Source organism: Enterococcus raffinosus (genome assembly GCF_001886185.1).
GTDB classification, from domain to species: Bacteria; Bacillota; Bacilli; order Lactobacillales; family Enterococcaceae; genus Enterococcus_A; species Enterococcus_A raffinosus.
This window is the reverse complement of record NZ_JXLA01000031.1, coordinates 17,135-32,524: the sequence shown is the minus strand read 5'-3', so window position 1 is coordinate 32,524 and position 15,390 is coordinate 17,135. Positions and strand designations below refer to the sequence as shown.

The following is a 15,390-nucleotide window of genomic DNA, read 5'->3' as shown; positions in this document are numbered from 1 at the left end:
CAAATGAGAAAAAATTAGAGTGATAAAACGGACAACGTCAGCTTTATCACCCTACACTTTTATATCTATCCGTTATTTTATATCTAACTATCAAACTAAATAAAAATAACGTTTTTTTATCATTCTATTCAATTAGATATCTTCATGCTCTTGTACCTCACGAGCATATTCTTTACTCGCTTCATATTTTGCAATCGCCTTCTTCCGGCGATCCTTATGATCAACAATAGGCAATGGATAATCCTCACCTAAAATTACACCGAATTCTTCCTGCTCCTCTTTTGTCAGCTTTTCTGGCTGATGAATCCATTTATTAGGCAATGCTGCTAGTTCCTTTACGTATTTTCTGATAAATTTTCCCTCTGGATCAAATTTTTCTGATTGTGTTGTAGGGTTAAACACGCGAAAATATGGTACAGCATCCGTCCCAGTGGAAGCCGCCCATTGCCAGCCGCCGATGTTACTGGCAGGTTCATAATCGATCAGTATTTTCTGAAAATAACGTTCTCCCCAACGCCAATCAATCAACAGATCTTTGGTTAAGAAGGAAGCCGTAATCATTCTCAAACGATTGTGCATCCAGCCCGTTTCATTTAGCTGGCGCATCGCCGCGTCAACAATCGGAAAACCTGTAGTCCCTTGCTGCCACTTCTCAAATTTTTCTTGATCATTCTCCCATTGAATGAATCGAAACTGAGCTTGAATCGGCTCTTTTTTTTGGCGAGGTGCATTGGTATAAATCATGTTGTAGAAATCTCGCCAGCACAATTCTTTTTCAAAGGTCCGGCGCCCCTGCGTTACCTTTTCATCCTGTAAAACCTGCCACACTGTACGAATTGATAGCTCTCCTGTACGGAGATAGCGTGATAGGTGACTTGTTTGGTCCAAGCTTGGAATATCACGCGCCTTTTCGTAGTCTGCGACATATTTTTTTACAAATTTTTTCAGCTTACGTTTTGCTGCTTCCTCACCAATCTCGGTATCCCTAGGAAAGCTCGAAACAAGATCCTCGAACTTTTTTTCATCAGCTAAAAACAACGGCTTTGAGTAAATTGAATCTGGTTCGAATGATACTACAACTGGTGTTTCCTTGACACGTTCCTTCCACTTGTTGTAATAGGGAGTGAAAACTTTGTAGTATTCTCCCTGCTGATTTTTTATTTCTCCAGCACCATGCAGATAATGATCTTGAAAACGAAAATACTCGATGTTGTTTTGTTTAAAGAACGCCTTTGCTTCCGCGTCGCGAATAGCACCATAACCTGTCGTATCCTCGTTAAAGTAGACCCTCCTCCAATCTGGTACAGTCTCCTTTAATTTTCTGAACAGCTCAACTGGATCGCCAAATTGAATGTGAAGATGACTTGTTTGGTCGATCGTCTCCTTAAATTGCTTCACGCTGGCAAAAAAAGCTTGATGGTTTTTGCTATCTTCTAAAAACTGGCTCGGGTTGACTTGAAATAACAGAACCAACTCGTCCGTATCTGTTAAATCCTGAATCGCATGATACAAAGCTTTGTTATCTTGTATCCGTAAATCACGTCGAAACCACATTACTGTCTGCATAAAGAGCCTCCTTCAGCTATTTGGTTTTCTCTCATTCGACGCTACCATATTTTTGCGGAAAAGACATTTCAAACGTACTGCCTTGGTTACCATCCTTCCACTCATGGAGATTTCAAAATAACTGATCTGCTTTCTTTTTATCCTAAATGTTCTTTCTAATAAGTTGTTATTATTTCCGATTCATTAGTAAGCTTGCCGCCTGAAAAATTCTTTTAATAAACTTAGTGTTCCTAAGATGAAAAGAAAAACCAAAGAAAAAATTTTCTTTGGCTTCTTGTTTGTTCTATTGGCCTTTTGAATCTTGCTTCCCGTCTTCACTGATAAAATGAAACGGCCCTTCATGTGTAAATGGTCTCCTGCCCCCACGGTACTCCCTATCCGGAAAAGTCATAAAGCTTTTGACGTAATGATTCAAGGTATCAATCGTGTAAGAAACGCATAAGCCGGACTCTTCTATCCAATCAACGGAAAAAATACCACTTGGATATTGCTCGACATGGATTGTTTCAATATCTGTTGCTCCGGCGTCTTCCTGCCGGATAGAGGTCCATCGCAATTGATTGTCCTGTAAAAAATCAATGCGAAATTGAAGTCCTGAATCAAATAGAATTTTCGCGCTCCTACCTTCTAATGGATTGCTCTTCATCGCTACACCTGCTTTTCTTGTATTTGTTAAAAGATTCTATCTCCATCATACAGGTTTTAGAATAAGAGAGCTATCTTTTCTCACGCCGGCTAATTATTAAGAAAACATTAAGGAGGATGAATTTACACTTTTTTCTCATCTTGAATTCTCGTAGCAAGAAAATACAAATCCCCTTCATATCAAGAATAATGTCGAAAGCATAAAAGTTCATCGTTGCCAAAGTGCTGAAAATTGCATTTGGGGCTGAATTTTGCAGGTTTTTTTCTCTCTACTTTTTTGCTAAAGCCTATTATACGAGGATTCTTCAAAAATAATGCGCATTTCCCCAGAAAAATTGCCCCCTTCATGTAATTTTCTGAGGTTTGATCTAGTTTGCATTTGTGCTTTATCTTTATGCCATCGGCCGATAAGAAAATTCATTTGAAATGGAGGAGTTACCTGTGATTAATCAGTCATTGACTTACGGTCAACTATTTAACCTAAAACCAACAACACTTGAAAAACGAATTAAAGAATACTATTACACGACTCAAAACAGCAGTTTTACCCATCAAATACATCTTAACTTTACACATACGCTATCAACTTGGTGCAGAAGAGTTCGCCCGTGTCTGAAAGGATCTCGTTCATGAGATTTTTACGAATACCAAAGCGACTCGTACTATGAAACGCTTCTTCTATTATTTTATGGCTCCTGAATGGAAAGCGTTAAAGCTTAAGCTTTTCCCCATCCGTAACTTCGGTGAAAAAGCCATATCACTTGTCCATTCCCTTATTTCTAAAGTTCGCCCTTCTGAAACAACCGAACTCTGATAGGAAGGCACTCTAACCAGATAAAAATTGAGAAAGGAAAACAATCATTAGAAACAGGATTTAGTCGCGACTTTTACGAATGGTGTAGGAAAAGAACACACCTGGACATACAAGAATTTGAAGAAGGATTTACCTACCCCCGTTATTAAAGAACCCTGCAACTTCTTGACTTCTCTAACTATTTTTGAAGAAAATGGCATAAAGCTCTTTAATAAAGTGGTAACAACAAAGATTGTCACTACTAAAGAAACCGAGATTTTTGATACAGAGAAGGGGACTAAAACGAACGACTACAGAAATGTCGAACCTTCAGCCTCAAAAGCAGAAGCACCGTTGAAAAAAATTGAAGAAGCTCCTTTGAAATCAACAGAAGCTCTAAAAAATGAACAGTTAATGCAACTTTCATTTAGACCTGTTCCACAAATAAAGATGCCGACAATGAGAGTAGCAAAAAAACGGTCCGATGAAAATCCCCCTCCTGTCAGGACTACTAGGGATTCCTTGCTTCCTTCTCTGAAGCCTATGGAGACTATAAAAGGGCTGGTCTCTTGGATTCGTAATAGAACAAAAAATGAAGAAAAAGCACAAAAAGGACATGACCCTAGCTAAATTCTGCCACTATGCTTTCAGTTTTTCTCGATTAAATCCCCGAACATTCTCCTGTTTATGAATGTCGGGGATTGGGAAACAATTTATTCAAAATAGATGAAGTTGGAAAGACAAAGCGTAATTAGAATCAAGTTATATTCGAGTACTCTGTCTATTTAATCTTATGCAGCTTCATTTCTTTTATCTTCTTCTGGTTATTGAATATCTGTATTATCAGATGTTCCTTGTCCAGTTTTAAAATGTGATACTCCGTATTGCTGCCGCTTCGTGCTAATACAATCCTTTTTACAGAAGAATTGGTCGCGATTTGTGCATCTCCCATAAGGATATAGCCATTTTGTTTAACATCCCACGATCTGCATGTTTTATTTTTCGCTTTAATCGCATATTGCTCAGAACGATGAGCCCATGTTCCTTCCAGCCAAGCGGCATTATTTTCCACTTGAGCATTGATAAAGCTCATCAGGCAAATAGCACAAAAAACTGCCAAACAAATGACTAGCTGCCTTTGCCTTTTTGTCAATCCTTGAAAGAGCTGACCAAATTTATATAATTCTTTGTCCAGTTGACTAAAATACTTCGTTATTCCCGTTAAACGTCTTACCAACCAGCTCTCCCTCGCTTTTATACATATTTATTTAAATATAAAAGAAAACCGTTTCAATAGGTGAAAACTATCCTAAAAGGTCTGATTTCCATCATGAACGTTGCTTGCTGCTTAAGAATTTCTTGGGAATCGTCACGAAAAGTGTCTCATACAGTTGAAACTGCAATGATTTTATTCATCATTCTCCAAATGCCACTTCTCAATAGCTTCTTTGCGCTCTTTGAAACGCTTTTCGTTTCCTTGAATGGTTGGCAGATAATACTTATGCCCTTCTAAAGAAGGCGGCATTGTCTTCATGGAGGTCAGTTTGTCTTCGGAACTGTGGGCGTATTGATAATCTTCTCCGTAGTGTAGGTCTTTCATTAGTTTCGTAGGAGCATTACGAATGACCAAAGGAACTGTCTCATTCCATGTCTCATAGACATCCTTTTTGGCTGATTCATAAGCAGTGTATACGGCGTTGGATTTAGGGGCCAAAGATAAGTAAATAACTGCCTGTGTCAAATGAACATTGCATTCAGGCAAACCGATAAATTGGCAGGACTGAAAAACTGTATTCGCTAACTCTAAAGCTCTGATGTCTGCCAAACCGATGTCTTCGCTGGCAAATCGAACGAGACGTCTAGCAATAAACAATGGATCTTCACCAGATTCAACCATTCTTGCCAGCCAATAAATCGCTGCGTCCACATCGCTATTGCGCATCGATTTATGCAAAGCAGAGATGGTGTTGTAATGTTCCTCGCCTTTTTTATCGTAGAGAAACGATTTTCTTTCAATCAGATCGAGTAGTTTCTCCTCTTTGAGGGTAACGGTACTTGCTTCCTTCTCTCCGTTAAGAACTGCCATTTCCAATGTATTCAGCGCCACTCTGGCGTCTCCATTTGCATATTTTGCGATGGAATCCAGTACTTCATCGTCCATCTTAAATTTAAGCTTAGGAAACCCTCGCGGACTATTGATCGCTTGTTTCAATAGACGTAAAATATCTGTGTCCTCTAGCTGATTCAATACAAAAACTTTGCTTCTAGATAATAACGCTGAATTGATTTCGAATGAGGGATTTTCTGTGGTAGCACCAATTAGAATAATACTGCCATTCTCCACATATGGTAAAAAAGCATCTTGTTGTGCTTTGTTGAAGCGATGGATTTCATCCACGAATACAATCGTTTTTACCCCAAAAGCTTTGTTTTGTTCAGCTTCCTTCATCACCGTCTTTATTTCCTTAATCCCGCTTGTCACCGCACTGAAATTAATAAATTCTGACTTCGTCTGATTCGCAATGATCCGAGCTAAGGTTGTCTTGCCCACACCTGGAGGTCCCCAGAAGATCATTGACGACACACGGTCATTTTCGATGATTTCTCGCAGTAGTTTCCCCTTCCCCAATAAATGTTTCTGTCCCACAAATTCATCCAAAGTCTCCGGTCGCACACGTGTAGCTAAAGGCTCGGTTTCTTCTCTTCCTTTTTCAAAAATTGATCCTTGTCTCATTCTATCCCTCCTACAGAAAAAACGAACGTTTGTTCTTATTTTAGCATTTTTCGCTTGAGATTACAAAATGAGACCTTTGATCAAGAAAGGATACAGAAAAAGCCCAACGATTTAGGTCGTTAGACTTGGATTTACAATGGGAGTGACAAGTAAAATTCTTTTTACAAGGATTTTGTCCAAACACGAAGATCCGTCTAGTTTAATATCCTTGCTGCATACCATGCGGTCCCTTCCGATCTCCACCCAGTTTTCACCAAACTATCTCTTTCAGAAGACAACGGCGTGTAGTGATGACTGTCTTCTTTAGGTGCAGCGTGAGGATTATATAAACGATAGACCGGTACAGTTCCTCCTGATAACCAGGATACTCCTTCATACTTCCAACCAGCCTTGACTAGATCATTCTTCTCAAATACATGTGGCGTATAGTGATGTCTGCCGTTATTAGGATTGTACATTCGATAGACAGAAGCTCCTGTTGCAGGAGATACCCAACCGACACCTTCATAGTTCCAGCCAACATTGATCAGGTTAATCGCTTCACTAGTCAGCTGTGTGTAGTGATGATGCCCTGCATTCTTGTTATACATTCTAAAAATGAATCGCTCATTTGCCGCTTGCCCTTCTGTAGATGGATAAACATTTGGATTCGTGCCCGATGATTTCAAGATTCTTCTAGCAAACGTTGGATAAAAATAATTAATATCTACCGCGGTAACCGTTTGACCTGGCTGAGGAGAATGGATCATTTGATTATTGCCAATGTAGAGGCCAACATGATAAGTGGCACCTCGATTACCATAAAAAAGCAGATCTCCTGGTTCTAAGTACTTCAAACTTGCTTCTTCCCCATACTTTTCTTGATTGATCGTCCCCATTGGCAAGTCAACATTCACCGCCTGCTTGTACACATATTTCACTAAACCACCACAATCAAACGCATTCGGTCCAGAAGCTCCCCAAGCATAAGGCTTGCCAATTTGCGCTTTGGCATTAGAAACCACAGAATTCTGTTGTCCCGTAGCTCGACTAATTGATGGTATGGAAACCGCACCTAATTTAGGAATACTCATGATTTGATCAAACTGCTGTACCGTGTAACCAGCCTCTAGCGACTGCTCCTTTTCAGAAAGTCTCTCTGCTGTATTTTTTGGTTCACTCTCCGCTGTTTCAGACTGTGTTGTCATACTACTCGTATGACTAGATTCCACCGTTTCCTCTGCTCGTACACTTCCTGTAGCAGCAAAAGCAACAAAACTTAATAGGCATAAAGAAGTGCTAAATAGACGTAATGTTGTAGTATCCCTCATAAAATAACTCCTGTTGTTTGTATTTTTTATATCGGATCAGTGTATAAGAAACGTCTTTACCTATCTATTTAACCAAAAGAGTTGGTTCAACAAATACTTTCGTTTTTTATAAAATAACTATCCGTCACAAACGATTGTACAGCAATTACTAGAATTTTTCACCCCTACATTTTTTAACGCTTAATTTTTAGTTACCTATATAACTTTTTCTATTAATAATAACTATATTTGTAATTCGTCATAAAAAAAACAAAGATATCCTCAACGGTCAGTTTTTCACCTTAAACGCATTCCAGAACTTTCAGTCACCATTAACGATTGATTATCGACCGTTTACGCTATAGCCCTTATCAAATCAAAAAAAGTACTTAAAATAGTTATTAAGGAGGTTCGACTTATGAGAACATCAATTGTTTTAGAATCAAAAAAAGGAACAGTCATTATTCAAGCAGCCGAATTACTTTATATTACTGTGGACGCTGCCAAAGACCATTCCCTATGCTTTATCACAAAAAATGAAAAATACTACTGCAAGGGCGACCTCAACGACTTTGAGGATTCTAGTTGGAACTGGCTATTTCGTTGTCATCGCTCATTTATTGTTAACCTATTATCAATCAAAGAGATTAATAAATACGAAAGACGTGTTTATTTTTTAGATGATTATTCGAATAGCAGCTGTCCTTTTTCGAGAAGAAAGTACGCACCGTTGAAGGATTCATTGAAAAATTTTCTACTTACCGAGCAAAACGCTTAACTGTCTAATAAAAATTAAATTTTACATTGTAGTTAGGAAGCAAATGGATTACAATCGAACAATACTGAGCGTTTATTTACAAGAGGTGTAACTCATGACACACAATTTCACGTTGTTTCTATTAAATAAAATTCATGCGCAAAGTCACATGTCCGAAGACGAATACGAAAATGTCGCCTACTCACTAGAACTTTTGTTCATCAATATTTTTAAAAGTATACAGGTCTACGTTGTAGCGTTTCTCTTAGGTGTGATTTTTGAAACATTTGTGATGAATTTAGCTTATGTTCTTTTACGATGGCAGGCTGGCGGTTGGCACGCGAAGTCGTCACTCAATTGTTCCCTTTTCGGACTATTGAGCTTTGTGGGAATCCCATTGATTTTTCAACATACTGGTTTTATATTAAATAGTAACTGGTCATTAATCTTAGCGCTGTTTGTTTTATTCAACACGGTGCTTTATGCGCCAGCTGATACAGAAAAGAATCCTTTAGTCAGTGTAAGTGAGCGTAAAAAAAAGAAAATCCTTGCCACTTGCACCGCATTTATACTAGTTGTTATCGCCATGTTCTTCGTTAAAAATGACATTAGGACACTTCTATTAACTGGGTTATTTGTGGAAATCATTATGATTCATCCACTATTTTATAAAATAAATAAAAGGAGCTATAAAAATTATGAAAAATATCAAGTTCAACCATGACCGTCTGTTTAAAAATATTTCGAAAGTTCTTGTCGCATCGTCATTATTATTGTTACGTTTCCCGTGTATTCTTGTTGGATATGAACCAGTAAATCCAAAATTAAAAAATCTGAAAATGAAAGACTAAATGGAAATCTTTGCATTAATTCTATTAACTTTTATAGAAAGTTTTGCTCAATTATTCATTTTTTCTAGTTTAATAGACCAAAAAATCCCTGTCAGGATAATGATCTTGCTCCCAACAATTACAATGTTGGTTTATCTTTCTTTGAACTATTTCATTTTTGTTGCGTTCATGATTTATTTTTTTATTCTTGGGAAAAAACTAAAAAAAGATTCTAATAATAATATGATTTGGTTTTACAGTATCTATTCAATTTTTTCATATGCTGTCTTTGCGTATTTTATGAATTCTTCAGTTCTTTACTTAATTGGAGAAGACATCTTTACTAAATATATGTATCTGATCAATATGACTGTTTCACCAATTTTCTCAGTCATCTGTAATGCTTTTTTATTACGTCTAATTAAACCAAGCATTTCTTTTCTAGAAAAATATAAGGATAGTTGGGATCAGTTTCTTCTATTATTTATCAACATCTTACTAACATTCTGTTGTATTATCCAGTTTGGTAATTATTGGATTGAACGTTACTTGTTAAAAGGTGAAAATCCAGTCAGAAAATACTTAATTGCCATCTTTATATTAGTAATTGTTGTTTTAATCGTTTACCTAAACTTCAAAACTCGCCAACTAGACAAACAGCGGATTCAACAGCTAAAGGACAATCAGTTAGCGGACCTCACCTCTTACGTTCAGCAAATAGAAACCATGTATAGCGAACTTCGCAGCTTCCGTCATGATTATCAAAATGTTCTTATTAGCTTGAATGAAAGTATTAAAACAAAGGATCTTGCTGTGATTGAAGATACGTATAATACTATCTTGAATAAAGAAGGCATCATATTACAGGATGAGCATTACTCGTTAGCCAAATTGGACAACCTGAAAACCTTGCCGATTAAAGGAATCATATCTACTCATGTCATTCAGGCGTGGCAAAAAAATATCCCTGTTCATTTGGAAATTGACGATGTGATTCAAGATGAACCCATCGATATTTTAGACTATGTACGGATAACTTCTATTTTATTGAACAACGCGATTGAAGCGGCAGAAAAATCAGAAAATCCTTTTCTAAACATTGTCTTTTTAAAGAATGCTGACGATAATGAAGTAAAGCTTCTGATTGAGAATTCTTGTCCGAACGAAGTGATTGATATTACTAAAGTATTCAAAAAAGGCTATTCAACAAAAGGTAAAGGTCGGGGTTTAGGTCTGGCTACTGTGCAAACGATTCTTCAAAGCTACATGAATCTCTCATTACAAACCGAATTTCAAACAGGCGTGTTTCGACAGGTCTTGATTATTAAGGAGGAGCTTCCACGATGAATATTTTCTTATTAGAAGATGACATTCTGCAACAGCAAAGGCTAGAATTGATCATTCGAGAAATCTTAGTGGAAAATCGCTGGTCGGCTAATTCCCTCATTACTACCGCTAGACCAGACTATCTTTTAGAAAAGGTCCAAGAAACAGTCGATCAGAATATTTATTTTTTGGATATCGAGCTTGATGGTGAACAGAAAAAAGGATTAGAGATTGCCAGCGAGATTCGGCAAATTGATCCCCAGGGCGTCATAGCGTTTATCACTACCCATTCTGAGTTTGCGCCGGTCACTTATGCTTACAAGGTATCCGCCTTTGATTTTATTGCAAAGGACAGTCCCGTTGATGATCTAAAGCAGCATGTACAAGACTGCTTTAAGCACCTTTTGCACACGCAATCTTCGGGGAAAAAAGAAGAGATATTTATGTTTAATAATCAGCACACCAGCTTTCAGGTGCCTTTTTCAGATATCCTTTATTTTGAGACCACTGAAATTTCTCATAAGTTACGCCTTATCTGTAAATCTCGTTTAGTCAATTTCTATGCTACACTTGATGAGATTGAAAAACTGGATACTCGCTTTTTTAAAATTCATCGCTCATTTGTCGTCAACCTCGAAAATATCGCGGAAATCAATCGTTCAGAAGGTCTTGTCTATTTTGACAAAAATCATTCTTGTATGATCTCCAGAAGAAAAATTCGAGCGGCGCTTGAAAAAATGAATTCACTTCATCAGATTGCAAATAAACCCTAAAAAGAGAGTATGAGGACCCCCTCGTACTCTCCTTTTTTGCAAGAATTATCGTATATTTACGTCGATTACTTGATAGAAAGCATTCGTCGTATCGCTAATATTCCAGACAGCTAGAATAATATTGTAGCCTTTTCGATTCGAAGGAATTGTAATCTTTTGATTCACAACTTTTTGTGGTACAGCACCATGATCATCAATCTGTTTGATGTGTTCGAAATCACTGATTTTCAAAGGATTATTAGGGTTCCACCCTGGCTTGGTAATGTAATAATCCCAAAAACTTGTTCTATGAGGTGCGGTCAAATACCAAGAGATAGTTAAACTCCCTGTAGAAATAGTGTTCTTATGCCATCGAGATATTGTTTGATCATCCAGCGGTTCAAAACCACTTACTCCCGCACTTGCAATTTTTCCTTCTATAAAAGTATTCTTTTTCGCTTCAATACTTTGCGGTTCCCATTGTGCACGCCCAACATTTTGATTGAGCCTTCCACCAGCATTTGTCCCTAGATACGCACGGCTTCCAGGAGATGAAACATATCCGTGAGCGAATCCCTTTATCGAAAAACCAAACATCCCTAATAACACACTAAAAACAACTAACCAACGACTTAATTTCCTCATAAATCAGCCTCCTAAATTTTTATTCGATTGCGATCGCCTTCAAAAATGTAACAAGCTAGCTCAGTTATTATTTTATCGATAAAATAATACTCTAACAACGGATCATCACTATAACTTAGCTGATTATCACAGCTCATAAGAATATTAACTATTCTCCTAATATATAATATTAGTTATTTTAAATTACCGTTATCTCATGATACACTACTCCCCTAACAGCCTATTCTAAAAATCTAGTATCCAGAAGGAATAATTATAAAAAAATTTTCGGGTAATGAGAACAATATCCTTTATCCTCATCATTTCTCCATATTACTATTATCACATTGACTTGCTCTTCGCCAAATCTTTGTGACAAAATCGTTAGTCGCTTATCATCCAAATCCATGGTGTCTCGAGCCGATTATTGTTAACTTTTAAGTATTATTTATTTAGGGGGAATTATTTTTGCATACTGATACTTTAAAAAGGGGATTTTCAACCTTTGACTTGAAAATTTTAGGAATTGTTCTAATGTTTATCGATCATATTCATCAAATGTTTGTACCACTAGGAGCACCTGATTGGCTAGACTGGTTTGGCAGACCTGTAGCTACACTATTCTTTTTTGTCAGCGTCGTCGGCTTCAGCCATACCCACAGTAAAAAGAATTATATGTTGAGATTGTATCTCTCAATGGCGCTCATGTCCTTGTTTACTTATGCATTGGGCCAAATTGTTGGGTACGATCAAGTTGTTTTAATGAACAATATCTTCAGAGACCTCTTTGTCGGAACATTGATGATGTATGCTATTGATCTTTTTGTTGCCGGGAAAAATGCGAAAAACTGGAAAAAAATCAGTTTAGGTGTGCTATTATTCATTCTTCCAACGCTACTTTCTTTGTTGGTTCCAATTATTCTTTCTAGCCCAGCATTATTACAAAACCAAGTGGCGTTTCTTGCCATAACCTCTCTCCTGCCAGCATTAATTTTAGCGGAGAATAATTTTATGGTCTTCTTGATTCCATTATTATACATTTCAAGAAATAATCGAAAAATTCAATGTTTATTAATCGCCATCGTTGCGGCAATTTATTTCTTTTTAGGAACCACTCAATGGATCATGATTTTCGCAATTATCCCAATAATACTATATAACGGTCAAAAGGGAAAAGGAATGAAATACTTCTTTTACGTCTTCTACCCTGCCCACATTGCTGTTCTTTATCTGCTGTCTGCTTTTTTGTATAATCGATAAAAACTTGAAACAGTTCTGACTGATATAGAATATATAAAAAAGGTATCCAAAATCTCATTTGAGATTTTGGATACCTTTTTTTGCTACTTACTCAATCGGAATAGCTTTTTTGCGTTCCAATTTTTCTGCTGTTTTTGGCATTGTTACTTTTAAAATACCATCTTTATACTCTGCTTTTATCTCTTCTTCTCGAATATCCCGGATTGCAAACTGGCGGCGAACACTGCTAAAGCTTCGTTCACTTCTTACCAAATTGCCTTTATCGTCTTCGGATTGGGTGTCTGTCTGGTGTTGTCCTTCAATTGTCAGCACATCATTTTCGTAGTTGATTTGAATATTTTCTTTTGGAATTCCTGGCAGTTCTGCTTCTAAAACGTATTCTTTGTCTGTTTCATGAATATCTGTTTTGACCATATTACCTTTGAAACCTTCAAAAAAATTCCGTCCAAAGTCCTCAAAAAAATTGAAAGGTGTCATGTCAAATAAATCAGAGCGACGAGGAATCATGTTGTTAGCCATTTTGACCATTCCTTTCCTTTTTTTGTCTTCCTTCACTTATAATTTTACTCGCAGCTGCTGAAAATTCAAGTATAAACAATTGTAATTAATTGTAGATCTAAGAGGACTAATTCTGGATATTTTCTCGTTCGGATAGCTCATTGACTAAATTTTGAATTGCAACGATGGCTTGTGGTGTGACATACGGGTCCATTAAAACCATTGGAAAATCTTTCGGCAAGTCTTCTCTTGACCCTGTAGTGATTAAGCCATCATAGGTCAGTATTTTCTTGTTCATTTCTTCTTCGCCATACCATGCATCCTTAAAGTGATGAATCTCAAAATTTCCATAAACAATTTGTGAGATAACGTTTGTGATAAACTCTTCTTCCGTAGGCGAAAGGTCTGAAAGAATTAATAAGTGAACTGTGTTCTCTTGAGAAGCTAAGCGCTCTAAACTGTCTGCTTCGGCAGTCAACAGCAAATAGGCATAATTAATAATAAAATCCTCACTTTGGTAGATCTTATGAGTTCTTACAAACTCCTTTGCAATACCCAACACCTTCTCGACCGACTGCTTATGCATGATTTTTACCATTTTTATAAAGATTGCTCGGCTTTTCCGTAAAATAGTTAAAAATTCGCCCTTTTCGTCAAACAAATAATGGTCGTTAACTAACAGCGTGGTAATCTCAAGTATTCGTTCTTCTTCAAAAGAGCCTACCATTAATTGTGTAAATTGTTCCGTCATTGTTCGATGGGCCATAAATAATTCTTTGTACCGCGGATTATCCTTCAGAGCCAATTCTCGATGTTCTTTACTAAAAACAATAGCGTCGGAGAAGGAAAGCCATAGACAATCACGCATCATTTCTTCAGTTAGATTCAGTTGATAAGCTTCAGAGACCATATCTCTAAAAAGCTTTGCCGTTTCGTCCGTCGACAGTACCAAACCATTTGTTCGTAACTCTTCCTTAGGATACGGATGTCCATTTTTGATACGCCATAAACTAATGAAAACATTATAGGTCATCCGTTTCTGATAAATATATTTTTTGTGCAACCCATTAATCTCAGTAAATTCCTGAACAAATTTTTCAATCGCACTCAATTGATACTCTTTTACATCTGGCAGAACGGTCTTCAACGCGTATTGCTTCTCAATAAAATATAAGAAAAAGAAATGGCGAACCACACTTTCTCTGCCCTCTAAACGTAATGGTCTGTAGCACAATTTAATATCGGCCTGCTGCAAGATATCTTCCATTTTTTTCAAGTATCGTTGTGTATTTGACGAGCTTAAAAATAGCGCTTTTGATAATGAACCAATATTATCATGTTGCTCGTATAGCAGCTGTTCCAAAATTTGAAACTCCGGTGATGTTGTTAAAGCGGATGAGTAAAGCTTCCCTATGCTGATGTCTTCCTTCAGCTTGACACGATAGACACCTTTGTCCTTCTCAACAAAGAAACTATCCTGTTGTGTATTTATCAAATTAATATCGTTCAATAAGACTGGTAATGAACCATGCAATTCACTAGTCAACTGCTCACTTGAAGTTCCCTCACGATTGTAATACAGTATCTCTACTAGTCTTGTTCTACGTCTGTTACTTACTCCCAAAACCTGGCGAAAATCCATTATTTCCCCTCCAAATTAGTTTGAATACGACTTTTTTAACCACTACTGGACGTTCCCTGAAAGCTATTTCAATGAATATAAAATAACTAACATCATTTAAAAGATAAATGGTCCTACATTATATTTATTTTACCCTTTTTCAATTCGTATATATAGTGTTTTTACACATAAATATGAGTGTAATTTTAAAAGTTTTTATTTCATTAATTATTATCAATTTAATACTATTTACCAACTATTGTTTATAAGAAATTTATGCAATAAAACGCTTTGGGTTTGCACTTCCAAAACAGCAAAAAAAAGCTATAGCCTACTCCTTTTTTTCCGCTAAAAAAAAACGACATTTCTTAAAGAAATGCCGTTCGATATTCATAGGTTTTTTAAAAGTCACTCCAAACTTCTTCATCCTCTGCTTCAGCTTTTTTTCGTTGTGCCTTAGTCTTTCGTGGTCGATCATAGCTCGCTTCATACTGCGCATTTCTGCCATCTGCTTTGGGAATGATCAGTGCCAATAAAATATATAAAAAGACAGGTGCTCCTACTAAAACGATACTGATAAATACAAAGATGACTCGCGCTATGGTTGGATCAATCCCAAAATATTCCGCGATCCCCGCGATTGTTCCCGTTATCATCCGATTCGTTTGTGATTTTGTCATTCTTTTTTTCATTTT

At 36.9% G+C, this 15,390-nt stretch carries 14 protein-coding genes and 2 pseudogenes; 7 read left to right on the top strand and 9 right to left on the bottom strand.

Annotated features, from left to right (window positions below):
• Positions 1-132: 132 nt before the first annotated feature.
• Complete coding sequence (locus RV13_RS15335; protein ID WP_060789429.1) at positions 133-1,566, bottom strand: cryptochrome/photolyase family protein; 1,434 nt, start codon at positions 1,564-1,566, stop codon at positions 133-135.
• 283 nt (positions 1,567-1,849) lie between these two features.
• Positions 1,850-2,212 carry a MoaF-related domain-containing protein gene (locus RV13_RS15330; RefSeq protein WP_010744255.1) on the bottom strand — a complete coding sequence of 121 codons (363 nt, stop codon included), beginning with the start codon at positions 2,210-2,212 and terminating at the stop codon, positions 1,850-1,852.
• 425 nt (positions 2,213-2,637) lie between these two features.
• Between RV13_RS15330 and RV13_RS21410 the strand changes: the two are divergent.
• A pseudogene (locus tag RV13_RS21410) lies at positions 2,638-3,025 on the top strand (hypothetical protein).
• Between the two features lie 114 nt (positions 3,026-3,139).
• Positions 3,140-3,634, top strand: a pseudogene (locus tag RV13_RS21405) (hypothetical protein); the annotation flags it as partial.
• A gap of 151 nt (positions 3,635-3,785) precedes the next feature.
• Here the strand turns inward: RV13_RS21405 and RV13_RS15315 are convergent.
• From RV13_RS15315 to RV13_RS15305, 3 genes are all read right to left on the bottom strand, one after another.
• The gene (locus RV13_RS15315; protein ID WP_060789430.1) at positions 3,786-4,241 is read right to left on the bottom strand and encodes a hypothetical protein; all 456 of its coding nucleotides are present in this window, start codon (positions 4,239-4,241) and stop codon (positions 3,786-3,788) included.
• A gap of 171 nt (positions 4,242-4,412) precedes the next feature.
• Positions 4,413-5,738 carry a replication-associated recombination protein A gene (locus RV13_RS15310; RefSeq protein ID WP_028020138.1) on the bottom strand — a complete coding sequence of 442 codons (1,326 nt, stop codon included), beginning with the start codon at positions 5,736-5,738 and terminating at the stop codon, positions 4,413-4,415.
• 194 nt (positions 5,739-5,932) lie between these two features.
• A complete protein-coding gene (locus RV13_RS15305; protein WP_060789431.1) occupies positions 5,933-7,048 on the bottom strand; it encodes an NlpC/P60 family protein in 1,116 nt (371 codons plus the stop codon).
• Positions 7,049-7,445: 397 nt separating this feature from the next.
• Between RV13_RS15305 and RV13_RS15300 the strand changes: the two genes are divergently transcribed.
• From RV13_RS15300 to RV13_RS15280, 4 genes are all read left to right on the top strand, one after another.
• A complete protein-coding gene (locus RV13_RS15300) occupies positions 7,446-7,805 on the top strand; it encodes a LytTR family DNA-binding domain-containing protein (protein ID WP_028020137.1) in 360 nt (119 codons plus the stop codon).
• A gap of 94 nt (positions 7,806-7,899) precedes the next feature.
• Positions 7,900-8,508, top strand: a complete 609-nt coding sequence (locus RV13_RS15295) for an accessory gene regulator AgrB (protein WP_028020136.1) — start codon at positions 7,900-7,902, stop codon at positions 8,506-8,508.
• 406 nt (positions 8,509-8,914) lie between these two features.
• Positions 8,915-9,961 (top strand): sensor histidine kinase, encoded by a 1,047-nt coding sequence (locus tag RV13_RS15285; protein ID WP_249024489.1) that lies wholly within the window; start codon positions 8,915-8,917, stop codon positions 9,959-9,961.
• The gene (locus RV13_RS15280) at positions 9,958-10,713 is read left to right on the top strand and encodes a LytR/AlgR family response regulator transcription factor (RefSeq protein WP_028020133.1); all 756 of its coding nucleotides are present in this window, start codon (positions 9,958-9,960) and stop codon (positions 10,711-10,713) included. The genes RV13_RS15285 and RV13_RS15280 overlap by 4 nt, the downstream gene beginning before the upstream one ends.
• Before the next feature lie 45 nt (positions 10,714-10,758).
• Here RV13_RS15280 and RV13_RS15275 read toward each other — a convergent pair whose 3' ends face one another.
• Complete coding sequence (locus RV13_RS15275; protein WP_373278393.1) at positions 10,759-11,289, bottom strand: lytic polysaccharide monooxygenase; 531 nt, start codon at positions 11,287-11,289, stop codon at positions 10,759-10,761.
• A gap of 495 nt (positions 11,290-11,784) precedes the next feature.
• Between RV13_RS15275 and RV13_RS15270 the strand changes: the two genes are divergently transcribed.
• Complete coding sequence (locus RV13_RS15270) at positions 11,785-12,576, top strand: TraX family protein (RefSeq protein WP_028020131.1); 792 nt, start codon at positions 11,785-11,787, stop codon at positions 12,574-12,576.
• An 87-nt stretch (positions 12,577-12,663) separates the two neighbouring features.
• Here the strand turns inward: RV13_RS15270 and RV13_RS15265 are convergent, their stop codons facing one another.
• The 3 genes from RV13_RS15265 to RV13_RS15255 form a co-directional block, all read right to left on the bottom strand.
• Positions 12,664-13,095, bottom strand: a complete 432-nt coding sequence (locus RV13_RS15265; RefSeq protein ID WP_028020130.1) for an Hsp20/alpha crystallin family protein — start codon at positions 13,093-13,095, stop codon at positions 12,664-12,666.
• A 106-nt stretch (positions 13,096-13,201) separates the two neighbouring features.
• The gene (locus RV13_RS15260; protein ID WP_060789433.1) at positions 13,202-14,716 is read right to left on the bottom strand and encodes an AcpB/EbpR/MafR family transcriptional regulator; all 1,515 of its coding nucleotides are present in this window, start codon (positions 14,714-14,716) and stop codon (positions 13,202-13,204) included.
• Between the two features lie 380 nt (positions 14,717-15,096).
• Positions 15,097-15,387 (bottom strand): PspC domain-containing protein, encoded by a 291-nt coding sequence (locus tag RV13_RS15255; protein ID WP_028020128.1) that lies wholly within the window; start codon positions 15,385-15,387, stop codon positions 15,097-15,099.
• Between the last annotated feature and the right edge of the window lie 3 nt (positions 15,388-15,390).

Coding starts and splice junctions, on each gene's coding strand:
- RV13_RS15335 (WP_060789429.1), bottom strand. CDS start 1,566: ATGCAGACAGTAATGTGGTTTCGACGTGATTTACGGATACAAGATAAC.
- RV13_RS15330 (WP_010744255.1), bottom strand. CDS start 2,212: ATGAAGAGCAATCCATTAGAAGGTAGGAGCGCGAAAATTCTATTTGAT.
- RV13_RS15310 (WP_028020138.1), bottom strand. CDS start 5,738: ATGAGACAAGGATCAATTTTTGAAAAAGGAAGAGAAGAAACCGAGCCT.
- RV13_RS15305 (WP_060789431.1), bottom strand. CDS start 7,048: ATGAGGGATACTACAACATTACGTCTATTTAGCACTTCTTTATGCCTA.
- RV13_RS15300 (WP_028020137.1), top strand. CDS start 7,446: ATGAGAACATCAATTGTTTTAGAATCAAAAAAAGGAACAGTCATTATT.
- RV13_RS15295 (WP_028020136.1), top strand. CDS start 7,900: ATGACACACAATTTCACGTTGTTTCTATTAAATAAAATTCATGCGCAA.
- RV13_RS15285 (WP_249024489.1), top strand. CDS start 8,915: ATGAATTCTTCAGTTCTTTACTTAATTGGAGAAGACATCTTTACTAAA.
- RV13_RS15280 (WP_028020133.1), top strand. CDS start 9,958: ATGAATATTTTCTTATTAGAAGATGACATTCTGCAACAGCAAAGGCTA.
- RV13_RS15275 (WP_373278393.1), bottom strand. CDS start 11,289: ATGTTTGGTTTTTCGATAAAGGGATTCGCTCACGGATATGTTTCATCT.
- RV13_RS15265 (WP_028020130.1), bottom strand. CDS start 13,095: ATGGCTAACAACATGATTCCTCGTCGCTCTGATTTATTTGACATGACA.
- RV13_RS15260 (WP_060789433.1), bottom strand. CDS start 14,716: ATGGATTTTCGCCAGGTTTTGGGAGTAAGTAACAGACGTAGAACAAGA.
- RV13_RS15255 (WP_028020128.1), bottom strand. CDS start 15,387: ATGAAAAAAAGAATGACAAAATCACAAACGAATCGGATGATAACGGGA.